Origin of the sequence: Pseudoalteromonas sp. NJ631 (genome assembly GCF_000276645.1) — a bacterium.
GTDB lineage: Bacteria > Pseudomonadota > Gammaproteobacteria > Enterobacterales > Alteromonadaceae > Pseudoalteromonas > Pseudoalteromonas piscicida.
In genome coordinates this window covers 137,672-154,800 of sequence record NZ_AKXJ01000003.1, presented here as the reverse complement: position 1 = coordinate 154,800, position 17,129 = coordinate 137,672, and the positions used below count along the sequence as shown (strand labels likewise).

The 17,129-nt window shown below is 43.1% G+C and carries 16 protein-coding genes; 12 read left to right on the top strand and 4 right to left on the bottom strand.

All coding sequences use genetic code 11. The annotated features are described in order from the left end of the window. Positions 1–624: 624 nt before the first annotated feature. The 9 genes from A587_RS0107555 (at position 625) to trmB (ending at position 8,706) form a co-directional block, all read left to right on the top strand. Positions 625–2,148, top strand: coding sequence for a curlin (locus tag A587_RS0107555; RefSeq protein WP_017217085.1), 1,524 nt, complete (start codon positions 625–627; stop codon positions 2,146–2,148). A gap of 116 nt (positions 2,149–2,264) precedes the next feature. Next, positions 2,265–2,654, top strand: a complete 390-nt coding sequence (locus A587_RS0107550) for a CsgE family curli-type amyloid fiber assembly protein (RefSeq protein WP_010368511.1) — start codon at positions 2,265–2,267, stop codon at positions 2,652–2,654. A 1-nt stretch (position 2,655) separates the two neighbouring features. Then, the gene (locus A587_RS0107545; protein ID WP_017217083.1) at positions 2,656–3,108 is read left to right on the top strand and encodes a curli production assembly/transport component CsgF; all 453 of its coding nucleotides are present in this window, start codon (positions 2,656–2,658) and stop codon (positions 3,106–3,108) included. Continuing rightward, positions 3,109–3,882 (top strand): CsgG/HfaB family protein, encoded by a 774-nt coding sequence (locus tag A587_RS0107540; RefSeq protein ID WP_017217082.1) that lies wholly within the window; start codon positions 3,109–3,111, stop codon positions 3,880–3,882. Between the two features lie 384 nt (positions 3,883–4,266). Further along, complete coding sequence (gene mpl / locus A587_RS0107535; RefSeq protein WP_017217081.1) at positions 4,267–5,610, top strand: UDP-N-acetylmuramate:L-alanyl-gamma-D-glutamyl-meso-diaminopimelate ligase; 1,344 nt, start codon at positions 4,267–4,269, stop codon at positions 5,608–5,610. Positions 5,611–5,615: 5 nt separating this feature from the next. After that, complete coding sequence (locus tag A587_RS0107530) at positions 5,616–6,239, top strand: flavin prenyltransferase UbiX (RefSeq protein ID WP_010605733.1); 624 nt, start codon at positions 5,616–5,618, stop codon at positions 6,237–6,239. A 6-nt stretch (positions 6,240–6,245) separates the two neighbouring features. Further along, complete coding sequence (locus A587_RS0107525; RefSeq protein WP_010368501.1) at positions 6,246–7,166, top strand: ABC transporter ATP-binding protein; 921 nt, start codon at positions 6,246–6,248, stop codon at positions 7,164–7,166. Between the two features lie 2 nt (positions 7,167–7,168). Then, on the top strand, positions 7,169–7,936 hold the full coding sequence (locus A587_RS0107520) for an ABC transporter permease (protein ID WP_010605731.1): 768 nt from the start codon (positions 7,169–7,171) through the stop codon (positions 7,934–7,936). 104 nt (positions 7,937–8,040) lie between these two features. Then, positions 8,041–8,706, top strand: a complete 666-nt coding sequence (gene trmB / locus A587_RS0107515; protein ID WP_017217080.1) for a tRNA (guanine(46)-N(7))-methyltransferase TrmB — start codon at positions 8,041–8,043, stop codon at positions 8,704–8,706. A gap of 33 nt (positions 8,707–8,739) precedes the next feature. On the opposite strand, the gene A587_RS0107510 is transcribed toward trmB, so the two are convergent. Beyond that, positions 8,740–10,662: an EAL domain-containing protein gene (locus A587_RS0107510; protein WP_017217079.1), complete on the bottom strand. Its 1,923-nt coding sequence runs from the start codon at positions 10,660–10,662 to the stop codon at positions 8,740–8,742. A gap of 457 nt (positions 10,663–11,119) precedes the next feature. Between A587_RS0107510 and panP the strand changes: the two genes are divergently transcribed. Next, positions 11,120–12,748, top strand: a complete 1,629-nt coding sequence (gene panP, locus A587_RS0107505; RefSeq protein ID WP_017217078.1) for a pyridoxal-dependent aspartate 1-decarboxylase PanP — start codon at positions 11,120–11,122, stop codon at positions 12,746–12,748. 211 nt (positions 12,749–12,959) lie between these two features. Continuing rightward, entirely contained in the window at positions 12,960–14,003 is a 1,044-nt protein-coding gene (locus A587_RS0107500; RefSeq protein ID WP_010368493.1) for a sensor domain-containing diguanylate cyclase, read from the top strand. 57 nt (positions 14,004–14,060) lie between these two features. Here the strand turns inward: A587_RS0107500 and A587_RS0107495 are convergent, their stop codons facing one another. Beyond that, positions 14,061–14,762: a transglutaminase-like domain-containing protein gene (locus A587_RS0107495; RefSeq protein WP_017217077.1), complete on the bottom strand. Its 702-nt coding sequence runs from the start codon at positions 14,760–14,762 to the stop codon at positions 14,061–14,063. Between the two features lie 236 nt (positions 14,763–14,998). Here A587_RS0107495 and A587_RS0107485 point away from each other — a divergent pair, with 236 nt between their 5' ends. Continuing rightward, positions 14,999–15,397, top strand: a complete 399-nt coding sequence (locus A587_RS0107485) for a hypothetical protein (RefSeq protein WP_017217075.1) — start codon at positions 14,999–15,001, stop codon at positions 15,395–15,397. A gap of 15 nt (positions 15,398–15,412) precedes the next feature. Here the strand turns inward: A587_RS0107485 and A587_RS0107480 are convergent, their stop codons facing one another. Together A587_RS0107480 and A587_RS0107475 are read right to left on the bottom strand one after the other, a co-directional pair. Continuing rightward, on the bottom strand, positions 15,413–16,102 hold the full coding sequence (locus A587_RS0107480; RefSeq protein ID WP_017217074.1) for a helix-turn-helix transcriptional regulator: 690 nt from the start codon (positions 16,100–16,102) through the stop codon (positions 15,413–15,415). A 35-nt stretch (positions 16,103–16,137) separates the two neighbouring features. Next, complete coding sequence (locus tag A587_RS0107475) at positions 16,138–17,061, bottom strand: manganese-dependent inorganic pyrophosphatase (protein ID WP_017217073.1); 924 nt, start codon at positions 17,059–17,061, stop codon at positions 16,138–16,140. Between the last annotated feature and the right edge of the window lie 68 nt (positions 17,062–17,129).

The window sequence follows — 17,129 nt, the reverse complement described above, 5'->3', positions numbered from 1 at the left end:
ATAACCTTTTTAATTTCAAGCGTATCCATCAATACACAATTTTTGAGTTGGTAGTTTTTTCTGGTAGTGGCTGTGGTCTTTTTGGCAACGTCTTAAAACCTAGACCCAGATATTGAGCAGTGCAATGTAAAAAAAGAGTTAACTAATAAAATCAGTTTTTTTTACTGATTTTTATTTTTTGGAATAGATTATTTGGTTCTTTTTTATGGGGTGGGTGGATATGGGTACGATTGAACTTTAGTCATACTTTTTTTGTACCTCCATATTTTATTCGTAATTTTGTGTGAGTTTATCCTTGTACTATATTGAAATTAATGAAGTATTTTTTTCATAAAATCTTCTTATTTATCTTCAGTTGTTCCCATCTTAGAGTTAAAGGTGACAAGACGTAATAAAATATATTATTTCAACATATGAATTTGCTGACTTTGATATAGATTATGTTTTTCACTAAAAATGTAACACTCTGGTAACTGGCACAGGTGGGAGCGACTCAGGAGTAATGAGTCATAACAGGACGTTAGTTAAGTGAAAAGTTGCAGTTGGCTGAGTTCGGCAACAACTCGATGCCTGCACCGATCACTTAATTGAAAAATAATATAATAAATCTCTAAGGAGAACAGTGTGAAGTTTTCAAAATCAATCGTGAGTTGCGCTATCGCGCTTGCGCTAACACATTCAGTTACAGCACATGCTGAGGCAAAATCAGATAATAAATCACTTTCAACTTCTGCACTTTCACAAGTGGAGCGTGCAAGTGGAACAAGTAACGAACTCAAACTTTCACAAACTTCAGGTAGCCAAGGCGGTAACGAGTTAGCCTCGGTGCAACTGGGTACTTCTAACCTGACAGATGTGACTACGATTGGCGACAACAATATTACTGAGGCCGATCAGAATGGTACTGGTAACGTCGCTATTATTACGACCACCGGAAATAACAATAACCAAGTATATAGCCAAGATGGCGAATCTAACGGCGCATTAACGGAAGTTACTGGCGATGATAACGCGATTGACATTCAGCAGTCAGGTAGCGGGATCCTTGGGATTAACAACGAAGCCATCAATGTCATTAATGGCGATCAAAATACGATTACAGTATCTCAAGGTTCTGGCGGCCAATGGTTCTACAACCTAAATATGCAAGGTAGCCAAAACGAAGTAACAGCGACACAAACAGGTACGTGGAACGAAGCGACACTTGAGTCAGTACAAGGTGACATGAACCAAATCACCTTAGATCAAGATGGTGTGTACAACCAATATAAAGTAGTTAGTCTACAAGGTAATGAAAACGAAATTGAATCGAGCCAAAGCGGCAACTTCAATGTTATCTCTGTAGAAACTGTGATTGGTGATGACAACCAAGTTGAGATCGAGCAATCGGAAGGTGATAGCAATACGGTTAATGTATTTGAAATTACTGGAGACAATAACGAGCTTAGTATCGATCAGGAAGGTTCAACTAACACCTTCGCGTCAGATTTATTAGTTGGTAACGACAACGAAGTGATGACTGAACAACGTGGCGACGAGAACAAAGCCCAAGCAGACGTGATCGGTGATAATAACGAATTTACTGCGATGCAGATAGGTAATGGTAACGAGATGTATCTTGGCGTTGCTGGCGAGAACAATGAATTCTCAGCAACTCAAGTAGGTGATGCGAACATCGCACACATTGCGAACTTCAACGGTAGTAATAATGATGTTGATGTTACCCAAACGGGTGATGAAAACGAGGCAGTGGTGCAGTCATCTTATCCAGACGTGAGCCTTGCAAGTAATGATAACGCAGTTGATATTTCACAAAGTGGCACAGGCAATGGTGTTGTTGTGACAATGAGCAGCGTATTTGATAGTAGCTCAAACCAAGTAGATATTGCGCAGTCTGGCGAGTTCAACGCGATTGATCTGATGCTTGAAGGTAGTCGCAATATGCTAGACATCACACAAAATGGTAGCAACAACTTTGTGATGGGTATGGGTTCTGAGGCATTCATCATCAATGGCGATGATAATGCATTTACAGTAAGTCAAATTGGTGACGGCAACTTAGTCCAAGGTGGAATTACAGGTAGTGGTCAAAACATTACCGTAACTCAGGTTGGTGACAACAACGTTGCGACTATCACTCAGCAATAACTAAGTAATTTAGATAGGGGGCAAAATCAGCCCCCATATTTTGTACTATTCAGCTAACCAAAACATCAATGTGAATCTCGTCAGCAAAGACATTCTACGCCGTGAGTAAACAAATAATGATAAGAATAATAACACTCTTAAGCGCTATGCTCGTTTCTACGTTTTCACTTAGTGCACAAGAAGATGTAGAAATTGATGGTTTAGTGATGGATCAGAGTATTAGCCGGTTTGGTCACCAGTTTTACTTTCAATTTTCACAGTTGTGGAGAGATGTTCCTAACACCTCGGGAATTAATATCACGGTTAAAGAAACGGTTTTGCCAAGAGCAGGCACGCGGTTAGAAGTATTAATGAACAGTCGCGCAGTGTACGCAACAGCAATGGGGAGAAGGGGCGGCTCCGTTGATGAACGAGTTGAAACGGCTATTTTCACCATTATGGATGCGATGGCGAGAGAACAATATCAACAAAATGGCTCTGAAGATCTAGCCGCGAGCGGGTGGTAAAATGACAACAACAAAAACAACAACAATCATGTTCGCTGGTTTAATACTACTTGGTAGTACTCATGTGGCAGCGACTGAGCTTGTATATAAACCAATTAACCCTGCATTTGGTGGTAATCCGTTAAATGCCAATATGTTACTGAGTAAAGCACAATCTCAAAATAAACATAGAGCACCTATCATAGAAAAAACCTATGACGAAAAGTTTCAAGAATCACTCGAGCGTACGTATCTCAACCGTTTGGTAAGAGAAATCACGGATGTTGCGTTTGGTGAAGATATTCAAGACAGTATCTTTAACCAAGACGCGACCTTTATGAGTGGTGACTATCAAATTCAAGTGATCACCAGTACACCCGACACCATCACGGTTAGGATCACGAATACAGCATCGGGTGAAGAAACCATTCTAGAGGTACCCAGATTTGCCTCATCTGCTGGTGGAGGATATTAAATGCTCCGCGTAATTTTATTGGTATTTTTATTACTGCTTGGCGGTTGTTCTAGCATGTCTCGCGTATTGCCACCTTCGCAAAGTGTAGCAATTGAGTTGACCAACACTGAAACTTTTGCAGAACTAAAAAACTTACCCGCACCGAAAGGGCGAATCCCCGTTTCTGTTTATTCATTTCGCGACCAAACAGGGCAATACAAACCACAAGATAATGTAAGTTCATTTTCAACAGCGGTGACTCAAGGCGCTAACTCTATTTTAATGCAGGCACTACACGAAACGGATTGGTTTATTCCGGTAGAACGTGAAGGACTGCAAAATCTGCTGACTGAGCGCAAAATTATTCGTGCAGCAAGTGATGATAATGACACAAATGCTTTGCCACCTTTAATGACTGCAAAGATCATTTTAGAAGGCGGGATCATCAGCTATGACTCTAATATCCGCACAGGCGGTTTAGGTATGGAGTATTTCGGCATAGGTGCATCCGAGCTTTATCGTGAGGATGTTATCTCTATTTATATGCGCGCAGTTGATGTTCGTACCGGGCAAGTGCTGCTTTCTGTCGCGAGTAGCAAAAAGGTGCTATCCATGGAGGTTCGGGCAGGGTTTTTCCGCTATGTGAGTTATAAACGGTTGGCTGAAGCCGAAGCGGGGTTTAGCGATAATGAACCGATGCACATTTGTGTTACCCAAGCGATAGAAAAAGCGCTGACTTTGATGGTACAACAAGGCATTGAAAAAGGCGTGTGGTCGGCCGCTACCGCATCGTAGGTCGCGCTTTAGCGCGACAAACCTTTACCACAACGCCCCTCTTTTTCATGGAGCGTACCACCAACGGTAGATCGTGCTTTAGCGCGACAAACCTTCACCACAACGCTTCCTTTTGAATGGCACGCACACACCAACCGTGTGTCGCGCTTTAGCGCGACACATCTTTACCACAACGCTTCCTTTTATATGGCACGTACATCAACCGTAGGTCGTGCTTTAGCACGACACATCTTTAAGCACGACACAACCTTGAGCACGTGCTCACACCACCCACTTTAAAATAAAGAATAATACTGGTGCATGAGATTCAACAATAAAGTCAGCCACCAATAAGCTGAGTATGTTAATCTAAACAGCAATGAAATAATAAAGAACGCTAACATCATGCACGTACATATTTTAGGGATTTGCGGTACCTTTATGGGCGGGATCGCAGCCATCGCTCAATCATTGGGGCACAAAGTCACAGGTTCAGATCTCAATGTTTACCCGCCGATGAGTACACAACTCGAATCACTCGGTATTGAATTAACTCAAGGGTACGACCCTAAGCAACTCATCGATGTTGAGCCTGATGTGGTGATCATCGGCAATGCCATGAGCCGTGGTAATCCGTGCGTTGAATATGTTTTAGAAAAAGGTATGCGTTATACCTCAGGCCCTGAATGGTTAAAAGACCATGTTTTACGCCAGTCATGGGTGCTGGCTGTGGCCGGTACGCATGGCAAAACAACCACTGCAAGCATGTTAGCGTGGTTACTCGAATACGCAGGATTGCGTCCGGGCTTTTTGATTGGTGGCATAGTGCAAAACTTTGGTGTGTCGGCGCGCACGTCAGATACGCCATTCTTTGTTATCGAAGCCGACGAATACGATACGGCGTTTTTCGATAAACGCAGCAAGTTTGTCCATTACTTACCTCGCACGTTAATACTTAATAATCTTGAATATGATCATGCTGATATTTTTCCAGATTTAAATGCCATTCAAACCCAGTTTCATCATTTAATTCGCACGCTACCCAGCCAAGGTAAAGCCGTATATCCAGCGGATGATACTGCGCTACAAAACGTTATTGAACGCGGTTTTTGGAGCGAGCAGGAATCGCTTGGTAAAGAATGGTCGTATAACTTGCTCAAGGCTGACGGCTCTCGCTTTACAGTGTTATTTGAAGGCGAAGAAAAAGGCGAAGTAAATTGGCAAGCAATTGGTTTGCATAATGTCAAAAATGCCATGATGGCGATTGCGGCGGCAAGACATGTGGGCATTCCAATCGAGGTAAGTATCGAAGCGCTGGGGCAATTTATTTCTCCCAAACGCCGTATGGAAGTTAAAGGGGAGGTCAATGGCGTTACTGTCTATGATGACTTCGCGCATCACCCCACGGCAATAGCAACGACCCTAGCAGGGCTTAGAGCCAAAGTGGGAGATGCACCTATCATTGCTATTTTAGAGCCGCGCTCAAATACGATGAAGCTGGGCATTCATCAAGAAACCTTATTGCAATCTCTTGATGTGGCAGATGAAGTGTATCTATTCGAGCCAGATGGCTTATCTTGGTCTCTTAAAGCACAAGCCGAAGCCGCAGATCGTCAGTGTTTTGCAAGCGTAGATGAGATTGTCGCACAGGTTGTGACAAATCAAGCACCAAACCAACATGTGCTGATCATGAGTAATGGTGGTTTTGGTGGCATCCACGACAAACTTTTAACTGCATTGAAAAAGTAATCATTATGTCAGAACAAACATTTAATGGGCCAATTACGCTGGCCTTTAGTGGTGCGTCGGGCGCCCCTTACGGACTGAGATTACTCGAGGTATTGGTGTCGTTAAACTATCAAGTTTACGTGCTAATCTCGAGCGCAGCCAGAGTGGTGTTGGATACTGAATCTAATTTAAAACTCTCAGGAAATGAACAAAAAGCAACGGAGCAACTACAGACGCTTTTCTGTGCTAAAGATAAGCAAATTCAGGTGTTTGGTAAAGATAACTGGTTTAGCCCTGTGGCATCTGGCTCGGCCGCACCCAAGCAGATGGTGGTGTGTCCGTGCAGTGCAGGAAGTGTGTCAGCCATTGCACTTGGAGCATCTGACAATTTGCTTGAGCGTGCAGCAGATGTGGTGATCAAAGAACGAGGCCAATTAATATTAGTGCCGCGCGAGACGCCCTTTAGTCCAATTCATCTTGAAAACATGCTCAAGCTTAGCCGCTTGGGGGTGACTATCATGCCTGCAGCGCCTGGTTTTTATCATCAGCCACAAAGTATCGACGATTTGGTCGACTTTATGGTGGCCCGTATTTTAGATCATCTACACATCGAGCATACTTTAGCTAAGCGCTGGGGTTATGGAGAATAATAAAATATGACAATAGCACTGAACATCAAAGGGTTAAAAAAAGTTTATAGTAACGGCGTCGAAGCCGTTAAAGGTATTGATCTCGAAGTTCAAGAAGGGGACTTCTTTGCGCTACTTGGTCCAAACGGGGCTGGTAAATCTACCACGATAGGGGTTATTGCCTCACTGGTGAATAAGACCCAAGGCAGTGTAGAGGTTTTTGGTCATAGTATTGATACTCATTTGGAAGACGCTAAGTCGAACTTAGGCTTAGTACCACAGGAGTTCAACTTTAGCCAATTCGAGACGCTTAACCAAATTCTAGTGACTCAGGCGGGCTATTATGGTGTGCCAAGAGACGTAGCCCACCAGCGAGCCGAGAAGTACCTCAAGCAGCTGGGATTATTTGAGAAAAAAGATAAGCAAGCCCGCACGCTATCCGGCGGTATGAAGCGTCGCTTGATGATTGCAAGAGCATTGATGCATGAGCCTAAGCTTCTTATTTTGGATGAACCTACCGCTGGTGTGGACATTGAACTACGCCGTTCTATGTGGGACTTTTTACGTGAAATTAATAAGCAAGGCGTAACGATTATACTCACAACACATTACTTAGAAGAAGCAGAGCTATTGTGCCGTAACATTGCGATTATCGATAAAGGCACGATTGTTGAACACACGACCATCAAGGCATTACTCGCTAAGTTAGACAAAGAAACGTTTGTACTTGATCTTAAGCCACCTATGCAGCCTGTGGCACTCGATGGTTACCAATTTACCACCGTTGATGACCATACTATTGAGGTAGAAGTAGCTAAGTCTCAAGGGCTCAATGGGGTATTCACACAACTCACAGAGCAAGGTAATCAAGTATTAAGTATGCGTAACAAAGCTAACCGTTTAGAAGAGTTGTTTGTTGGCTTACTGGAGCAGGGGAGAGGGGCATAATCGTGTTGAAATATGGCGTCGCGTTAAAAAGTATTTGGATAAAAGAGTGTATTCGGTTTTTACGTATTTGGGTGCAAACCTTAGTACCACCAGCGATCACCATGACACTTTATTTTGTGATATTTGGCAGTTTAATTGGTTCACGCATTGGTGATATGGGTGGCTTTAGCTACATGGAGTTTATTGTACCTGGCTTAATCATGATGTCGGTGATCACCAACTCCTATTCGAATGTTGCTTCGAGTTTTTATTCCACCAAGTTTCAAAAGAGCATTGAAGAGTTGCTCGTCGCACCTGTGCCTAACTATATTATTGTACTTGGCTATATGGGCGGTGGTATGGCGCGAGGTATGCTCGTTGGCCTTATTGTTACTATCGTCAGTCTGTTTTTTGTGGATATTCAAATTCACAACCTAGCGGTTATCGTCATCACGGTTATTTTAACGTCAGCCGTATTTGCATTAGGCGGTTTGATCAATGCGGTGTTTGCCAACAGTTTTGACGATATTAGTATTATTCCGACTTTTGTGCTGACACCTCTGACTTACCTTGGTGGTGTATTTTACTCAATCACATTACTGCCGGAGTTTTGGCAAGGTGTGTCGCAGGTAAATCCAATCATTTATATGGTAAATGCCTTCCGTTTTGGCTTTTTAGGTGTTTCGGACGTTGATATTGGCGTCGCCTTTACGGTGTTAGGTGTATTTATATGTGGTCTATTTTGGTTGTCACTGCACTTAATTAAACGCGGTGTTGGACTAAGACACTAACGTAAATAGCATTAATTTGGAAACATGGGCGCTGTCATCAATTGCGGCGCTCTTGCGTTATTTCAGGTAAAATCCTTACCATTCCCCCTTAATAATGACTGGTTATGACAGAAGCAAACTCTCGTAGTATCACCACTAATCAACAAGGGCTACACGAAAAGCTCGATGAAATCGTTACCAAGCATCTAACCGCTGAGTTTAAAAAACCCATTGCGGCACATACACAAAGTGCTTTCGATGAGGTTAACGCACGAGTGCAGGCCTTTAATGGACCGATTATTTTGGACTCATGTTGTGGTGTTGGTGAAAGTACTGCAAATTTGGCGAAGCGACATCCTGATGCCTTGGTAATTGGCATCGACAAGTCTGCGCATCGACTAGATAAACACGATGTTGAATATAAGCAAACGGAACAAGGCCAATATATTTTGGTGCAAGCCGATCTTAATGACTTTTGGCGATTAGCGCTGGAAGCCGATTGGCAGCCAACTCACCATTATTTGCTGTATCCTAATCCGTGGCCGAAAGCTAAACATATTCAAAGACGCTGGCATGGTAGCGCGGTGTTCCCTTTTATCGTTAAGTTAGGCGGCAAGTTGGAGCTGCGCAGTAATTGGGATATTTATGTACAAGAATTTGCCAGAGCTTTGGCGCTTAGCGGCGTTGATGCTGAAGTGGAAGCCTACGAAAGTGATGAAGCTATTACACCCTTTGAGCGTAAGTATTGGGCAAGTGGTCAATCAAGTACCCGCTTAGTCGTAACACTTTAATTTAATCCGGCACTTCAAGTTGATAAAAGCGGCTTAAAGATGGCCGCTTGCTTTGCCTATCCAACTCCCCTCTAATCTTGCAACGCCCGTTGCTTCCAATTGTTTTGCCTGTTTGCTGGTGGCAACACAGGGTACAATCAAGTCGATCCGCTTGGCATTACAATGACTTGCAAGATATTCAATGGAGCTCAGCAGCATCTCATCTTCATCCAAGTTTTCACAAATACTGGCTTCTAAACAAATGGCATCCAGTGGGAGTTTTAAGATCCGGTTGATGGTAAGAAAACCGCTATTCACACCCGTTACCGCAACATTTGCACCTTTTGCTTTTAACGACTGCATCATTAAGCTCATATCGCTAAAGTTTTTGAGCACATCTGTTTCATTAAACTCAAATGTGATGAGCTGCGGCTGCGGGTAACGGCGTAGGATCTGGCTGATATATTCAAAATATTCCGCATCCGCGATTTCACTGTGGCTTAATTGCATGCTCCAAGCATGGTTTGATTTACGAAAACGGGTGACGCATAACTCAAGTAGCTTCATGCTAATTTGGGCGCGGAGTTTTGGTTGCTTCATCACTGGATAAAAATGTTCAGCATCAATGATAGCGCCGCGCTCATTAAGGACGCGTGCCGTGCAGTGGTACTGAATGTCAGCATGGTCGTGACAAGCTTTACGCGGCGTAAAAAAAGGAATAATGCGGTCTGATTCACACGCGCTTTGCAGTAAGCGGGTGAGGTGGAGGTTTTTTGATTGTTGCTGGGGGTTTATTTGTAGCTGAGAATCAAAATAACACACTTGGGTATTTTGCTGTTGAGCCTGACGTAGCGCGAGAAAGGCATTTTCAAGTAACAGCGCGCAATTGCCTTTAGCAACACCCGCACACAAATTAACGTATAAATGCGGCGCGTCGTATATGGGTTTTGCACAAGGGAATGACTCGGTTAAGTTCGCCAAATAATGCTCACCATTTTCGATACTGGTAACTAGCGCAATTTTAGAGGTGGTAAGGCGATAAACTTCAAACGGATGGGTAAACTCGCTAAAGTAGCTCATGACTTTTGCCATCACGTTATCGCCGACTTCCGTGCCATAGAAGCTAATGATATCCTCAAGCTCTTTAACCCACACTACGCTTAAGCATAGGTGTTGCGATTTAGAATATTTAAGTGCTTGCTCAAGGGCGATTCGGTTGCCAAATCCGGTGCGACTATCTGTTGTTAAGGTCTTCTTGTAGTACATAAAGTACAAGCTCACGACAACCAAAAACATCACAAAGAAGAAGCTAGCGTCAATGGCGGCATCCATTACACTTTCTTGTAACCGACTTTCTAAATCGTGAATGGTTAAGTCGGCACCAGCTATATAAGTAGTGCCATCGGGTAGTACAAAAGGAATAAATACACTTTTAAAGTGACCCCATTTGTCTTTGGCGATTTCAAACACAGGTTCGGTAGAGTGAAAGGCGCTTTTTAGGGTAATCGAAGCCTCGGAATAAACATCTTGATAACGTGTAAGTCTGTTGAGTTTAAGATCTTCTCGGGTGTAACTGGACGCGGTAAAGTGCACATAAGGTGGCTTAAGCACCATGGTATAGACGTATTCAACATTTAGAGCACGGGCAAGCTCTGTGAGGGCATGACTTTTTTGCTTAAATTCGGCAGGGGTTATTTGTTCCGGTGACTCGTGATATTTTTTACCTACAATGACGTTGGCGCTGGTGGCTGCATTGACTAACTGGGCGTCGATCCTCGCCATGATATCGCGGCGCGTATCGTAATAGTTGGCGATAACATAAATCGATAGGGCCGCTAAAAAGATAAAAGAGGCTAAAACGAGCCAAGCAACTGGGAGTCGGGAAGTATAACCTGTGAGCCCTAAAAGCTGAGTTGCTTTTGCCGTAGGATGTTTTGGTTTAGCTTTGAGTGGTTGAGCTATACTCCGAGTATTCATGATAATCCTTTATCCACAATATCGTTATTTAGCAACGATAAGAATGCCAAACTGGCGCGGCTTTGCTACATAATATAAACAATACAACATAAATTGACGTCTTGAGAAGAAATAAAGCAAAAAACTTTTTCTTCAATGATCAATAAAATGCATTGTTGCGGGCAAGTCGGCAATATACCGTTTTGCTGGGTTTATGTCCCCATTTTATACCTTATTTTTGACGAGAATGTAAAATAGAAACGCCCGAATACTGAGGGATTTTTCACTGAACTTTCGTTGGGTTTTCATAAAATTGTCAATGTTTCATGAATTTTAACTAGACAATAGAAGACAATTCCCTTTCTTTACAGTAAAGTTAGCCATTTCATGTATCACAATCTCTTGTGCAATTTGTATCTACTCAATTTCTACAATGGGTAGATAGGCTACTGCACCGTTTGATGTTTAGGTAGTATTGATGGGTCCAAAGCGTTGCGCCGTTGCGTCTGAAGAAAGCTTAATGCGTATATTTACCGTGCCTGAGGCGCCTGATTCAACTTTAAGCAGAATCGAGCAAGAAATCTCGAGCAATTTGGCTGGCTTTTTAAATGAGAATATTGCGGCAATCGAAAAGCCACTGCACGAAGTTGAAAAAGACTTTCAGTCGGCGGTGATCCCCGAAGTGCCAATGTTTGTCTCAGACTATGCGCAAGATATCATGGAGCAATTAGTTGCCCACTCAGTGCATACCGCAGCCCCAAGTTTTATTGGGCATATGACCTCAGCGTTACCGCATTTCGTGTTGCCTCTGTCGAAGTTGATGGTGGGACTCAATCAGAACCTAGTCAAAATTGAAACGTCAAAAGCCTTTACTCCACTTGAACGTCAAGTGTTGGGAATGATGCATCATTTGGTTTACGGCAGTGATGATGCTTTCTACGATAAGTGGATGCATAGCGCAAAAACGTCACTTGGTGCTTTTTGTTCTGGTGGCACAATTGCCAATATAACCGCACTTTGGATTGCAAGAAACCGCTTATTAAAAGCGGATGGTGAATTTAAGGGTATTGGTGCATCGGGTATTGTGGCTGCAATGCTACATTATGGTTACCGAGGCTTAGCGGTATTAGTTTCTGAAAGAGGCCATTATTCACTAGGTAAGGCCGCAGATGTGCTAGGTATTGGCCGCGATAATTTTATATCAATCAAAACAGCTGGCAACAATAAGGTAGATGTTGATGCCATGCGAGCTAAAGCTCATGAACTTGAAGCACAAGGGATTAAAGTACTGGCTTTAGTTGGTGTTGCTGGGACGACCGAAACGGGTAATATTGACCCGTTAGAAGAGATGGCTGATTTAGCCGAAGAGCTCAATTGTCACTTTCATGTTGACGCCGCTTGGGGTGGAGCAACACTACTATCGAATAACAATCGCCACCTTCTTAAAGGGGTGGAGCGAGCAGATTCAATAACCATAGATGCGCACAAGCAAATGTATGTGCCTATGGGGGCGGGTATGGTGCTATTTAAAGACCCTGCAGCATCTGATGCAATCGAACATCACGCCGAATACATCTTACGGAAAGGCTCTAAAGATCTGGGTAGTCATACTTTAGAGGGGAGCCGCCCAGGAATGGCGATGTTAGTGCACGCATGTCTGCGTGTCATTGGTCGTCAAGGCTATGAGATGCTCATTGATAAAGGGATTGAAAAGGCACGGTATTTTGCTGAACTAATTAAACAAACCCCTGATTTTGAGCTGATCTCTGAACCTGAGCTATGTTTGCTGACTTACCGCTATGTGCCTGAGCAAATAAAAGCGGCAATCGCACAAGCGGATGAACAAGAAAAGATAGAGATTTATGCCGCACTGAACCGTTTTACTGCAAGCATGCAAAAGCGTCAGCGTGAAGCGGGCCGCTCTTTTGTTTCTCGAACACGCTTAACACCAGAGCAATATGACCGCCAACCTACGGTGGTATTCCGAGTAGTTTTAGCCAATCCTCTGACATCGGAGTCTTTGCTTAAAGAAATCATGGATGAGCAACGACAATTGGCAATGTCAGATCCGGTATTTAAAAAATACCTCGCAAAATATATTAAATAATCCAACGAATAAAGTGGCCTCGTGCCACTTTAATAAACTCAGGCTTATTACCTTTTAGCATTACCTCCTTTACGGATTGCTCTACTTATATTCTTATTTCTTACATAATCGTGTGAAAATATTCCAAAACATAGGTTAATTCTAGTATTTAAGACTATGCTTAAAAATTATGGCGCGTTATGCTAGCAGAAAAGAATAAAATCTTCGTATTATGTTGAAGAACTTTAGCAATGTCACTCAGAGGCTTCGGCGGCTCAGTTCGCAGGAGCTTGACGTATCGGGAACATTTCAAAGCTTCCTGATTGATTTACTTGATGAAGGTAAGCTTACCTTAGACGTCACTCGGGTTTCTGTTTGGTTGTTTGACGATCTCGATAAACCTTCTGAGCTTATCAATGTTGCTAACACAGATTGGCAGGGTGACGAGTTACCAGTGCAATTGCCAGCCTTAACGTATGAAAACTTTCCCGCTTATTTTTCTGCAATCAACAGTGGTCAATCGATAGATGCGAACGACGCTGCCGCCGATCCCAGAACGTCCGAATTTAAAGAATGTTATTTAACCCCAAACCACATAGTAACCATGTTAGATACGGTGATCTTTAAAAATGGTATTCCTCACGGAGTGGTGTGTTGTGAGGGGAATAACGGTGTACGTACGTGGCACAAAGATGAAATCGCTTTTGCGGAGATGATTGCGGACTGCTGCAGTCGCCGATTACTGGTTAAAGAGTTATGGCAGTTACAGCTGCAACTCACTGACATGGCGTTTAAAGATCCACTCACTGGGTTGAGTAATCGACGTTTTTTAATGGATAACGCAAAACGTGAGATCAGTCGTCATGCACGCTTTGATCATCCATTTAGTATGATGATGCTAGACATAGATCACTTTAAAAAAATCAACGATAACCATGGTCATGAAACCGGTGACTTAGTGTTAAAAAGCTTTGCTGAGATCTGTGTAAATACCTTGAGGTTAGAAGATTGTATGTGCCGCTTAGGGGGTGAAGAGTTTATTGTGCTGTTACCTAACACGCCGGTAAATTCAGCGATGGTGATCGCCGAGCGCCTGCGACAAGAAATAGAGCAATCGGTTATCTCTACGCCATCAGGGAAGATCTCCATTACATCAAGCTTTGGGGTTGCCGAAGTCAATACCAATTTGCCTTTTGGTCACTCGCTAAAAGCCGTTGATCACGCGGTGTATCAAGCCAAAGCTGCAGGCCGCAACTGCGTGATCCCCGCGCAGTAAAGGTGGTGTTGAATACACCAACCACAATCGCAGCCAAGTTGCTATTGCAGGCTCAAGTTAGTTGAAGCGTCCGGCTCTGACGCGCCTTACCCTTTGGTTTATCCAATGTCTAAAGCAGTGTGCATAGAGCCATTGCTTGATGCCAGTTAGATTTTTGTGTTGCTGATAAAGCGCATCTGGACTTGTATAAAGCCCTAAATCGCGTGTGATACTTTGCTTTTGAATATATGCACCATTTAACGAAAAACGATTATCGGGTTGCTGCAAACAGGGAGTAGAAATACCAAATCCAGTAAAGTTTTTTGCCATTGAGAACTGTTGCTGAACTTGTTTTAGATAGCCATCATCTATTATGTAACCTTCAAGCTCTACCCAGCGCTCCTCTAAATAAACCTCAACCCAACTATGGATAATACTTTTTGGGGCAAACCACGTCAGTAGGGTAGGAATTAACCCTTGCTTAAGATCGTTGGCTATCTCAAATCCATGAACTCGTGTTGGAATACCACAAGCCCTTAGCAGTGCAACCAGTAACGTTCCTTTGGTATTACACTGGCCATAGCCTTGCTTAAATACTTGGCTTGCAGTTAGTGTATCTGTTTCACTATAACCAAATTCGATGTCGTCTTTGACGAAGTTATAGATTCGCTCCGCTGCCGTGATAGCATTAAGTTGCCGCCAACCTTTTGCTTCTATTAAACTTTGGATCTCTGAATGTTGATAATCAACTAAAGGGGTAGTTACTAAAAATTGCTTCATGGTTATGCTCCTATTTTGGTAGCAGTGTGATGCAACTTAGGTAACTAAGCTTGAATAAACTGGCTAAGTTTATGGTTAGTTAATGGGTATACAATTAGGTTTTTTATTTTGTATTTAGGGAAGGAGCCTATGAGAAAAACAACAAAGATTGTTGATAAGATATGTACTGAGAAAGCACGGAAGCAGCGACCAAGTGACCGCGATGACATATCTTACGATTATGGAGGGGTTCTCGCATGAAATGGAAAGTCTTATTTTATTTCTTACTACTGACGTTTATTGCCTCAATCTATGATGCATTTACGCTGCCTGATCATTTAGCAATAGAATCAAGCATGTTTACTGGGATTGTGTTATTGGTCGCAGATCTCTTGAATGTATTTGGCGCCTTTTGCGTCGCTTATGGCAAGCGTCCTATCACAGATGTGTGGTTTTGGAGCGTGTCATTAGCACTATTTATTGCTGCCAATGTTTACATTCAGATCCAAGCATTTATTCAGTTTCGTATTGGCTACACGGTCGATGAGATGATTGTTCATTCGATTATTTTTCTCGTCGTATTAATCATATCGTCGCTACCTATGGTCAAGTTGATTGGTGAAGCTTATAAACGAGGTAACAAACAGACGGCTTAGTTTAGTCCAATTAACTTAGTCCAAAGTATTTTGTGTTTTTAATGCCTCAGTCGGTGTAATGCCAAACTGCCGTTTAAATGTTCGGCTCAAATGAGCGCTATCTGCAAACCCTGCGAGCATGGCTGCTTGTGTAAGGTTGTTGCCTTGCTGTATGGCGACAACCGAGCAGATCAGCCTGCGCCACAGCACATAAGGTCGCCATGCTATCCCCACCTGCTCGGTAAACAGGTGTAAAAAGCGACTTGGCGAGAGATAAAGTGACTCGGCAATTGTATTGGCGCTGAAGTGACTGGGTTTCAGGCAAGTTTGTGCGTTAAAGCACGCATCTAATTGCGCCAATACACGGTCAATTCGTGGATCTAAATCTGTTGTCGGGAGTTCGGTCAGCTCTACTGCGCGTAATAACTCGGCAAGCTTGGCATTGCTCTTTGGTGCGGTATTTATCTTGATTGCTGCGCAGCTATTGCCTTGTAGTTGCTTGCCATACAAGCTTTTTGGTTCGACTAATATCACCCAGCCTGAGGTCATTTTTAAGCTATGTTCTACGCCACTCGCAATTACGCTTGGGCCAGATAGCGTCTTGTCACCGATTTTCGCGATACAGTCGCTCAAGGGCAGGTTGATTTGAATTAGGTGATGTGAATGGCGCGCGGCATTCAAGTCTTTGACAAAGGAGGCGAATATACCCGGAGTGAGGTGCAGCATAAAAACAGCCGAGACTTTCGTCTCGGCGAGCAGTATTAACCAGCGAATGCGTCTTGCAATGGTGGTACAACTTGCTTTTTACGGCTCAGTACGCCGTCCAACCATACTTTGCTTGCTTCAGGCTCAACGTTGTATGCTTTTGCGATGATCGCTTCATCATCTGAAGCGATCAGCATTTGTGATCCTTCTTTCATGATATCAGTAAGTAGTAGCATCACACTGTGGCGATTACCTTCCTCTTTTAATTTCGCTATATCGGCATGTAGCTCATCTTTGATCTTATCAAATACAGCAAGATCAACCACTTCAAGCTGGCCAATACCAACAAGGTTGCCATTCATGTTAAAGTCTTTGAAATCACGCATGACCAAGTCACGAATTGGTGTGCCTTCAACTGCTGACTTCACTTTGAACATTTCCATGCCAAGCTCTTTAGCATCATCAACACCCGCGATTTTTGCAAGCGCTTCAACACATTTGATATCCGCAGTGGTACAAGTTGGTGATTTGAAGATGACTGTGTCGCTTAGGATTGCACACATCATGATACCAGCAATGTTTGCTGGGATTTCTACATCGTAGAAGTCGTACATCATTTTAATAATCGTGTTACTACAGCCAACTGGGCGGATCCAACACTCAAGCGGTGTTGAGGTTGTAAGGTCGCCTAGTTTGTGGTGATCAACTACGCCAACTACAGTTGCTTTATCGATGTCGTCTGGTGCTTGCGTTTTTTCAGTGTGGTCAACGATATACACATCTTCGCCAGCATAGCTCATCTTAAGCTCTGGTGCTTCAAAACCAAAACGGTCAAGAATAAACTGAGTCTCCGGTGAGACTTCACCCAAACGCGTAGGGATTGCTTCTTCACCAATTTGGTTTTTTAAATAAGCAAGTGCGATTGCACCGCAGATTGAATCTGAATCAGGGATCTTATGACCCACTACATACATTGCCATTGACGGAACTCCTTAAAGTTTTGCCCACATTCTAGCAAAATAACTTGTCATTTAAATAGTGTAAATGC

Coding starts and splice junctions, on each gene's coding strand:
- A587_RS0107550 (WP_010368511.1), top strand. CDS start 2,265: ATGATAAGAATAATAACACTCTTAAGCGCTATGCTCGTTTCTACGTTT.
- A587_RS0107545 (WP_017217083.1), top strand. CDS start 2,656: ATGACAACAACAAAAACAACAACAATCATGTTCGCTGGTTTAATACTA.
- A587_RS0107540 (WP_017217082.1), top strand. CDS start 3,109: ATGCTCCGCGTAATTTTATTGGTATTTTTATTACTGCTTGGCGGTTGT.
- mpl (WP_017217081.1), top strand. CDS start 4,267: ATGCACGTACATATTTTAGGGATTTGCGGTACCTTTATGGGCGGGATC.
- A587_RS0107530 (WP_010605733.1), top strand. CDS start 5,616: ATGTCAGAACAAACATTTAATGGGCCAATTACGCTGGCCTTTAGTGGT.
- A587_RS0107525 (WP_010368501.1), top strand. CDS start 6,246: ATGACAATAGCACTGAACATCAAAGGGTTAAAAAAAGTTTATAGTAAC.
- trmB (WP_017217080.1), top strand. CDS start 8,041: ATGACAGAAGCAAACTCTCGTAGTATCACCACTAATCAACAAGGGCTA.
- A587_RS0107510 (WP_017217079.1), bottom strand. CDS start 10,662: ATGAATACTCGGAGTATAGCTCAACCACTCAAAGCTAAACCAAAACAT.
- panP (WP_017217078.1), top strand. CDS start 11,120: ATGGGTCCAAAGCGTTGCGCCGTTGCGTCTGAAGAAAGCTTAATGCGT.
- A587_RS0107500 (WP_010368493.1), top strand. CDS start 12,960: ATGTTGAAGAACTTTAGCAATGTCACTCAGAGGCTTCGGCGGCTCAGT.
- A587_RS0107495 (WP_017217077.1), bottom strand. CDS start 14,762: ATGAAGCAATTTTTAGTAACTACCCCTTTAGTTGATTATCAACATTCA.
- A587_RS0107485 (WP_017217075.1), top strand. CDS start 14,999: ATGAAATGGAAAGTCTTATTTTATTTCTTACTACTGACGTTTATTGCC.
- A587_RS0107480 (WP_017217074.1), bottom strand. CDS start 16,102: ATGCTGCACCTCACTCCGGGTATATTCGCCTCCTTTGTCAAAGACTTG.
- A587_RS0107475 (WP_017217073.1), bottom strand. CDS start 17,061: ATGGCAATGTATGTAGTGGGTCATAAGATCCCTGATTCAGATTCAATC.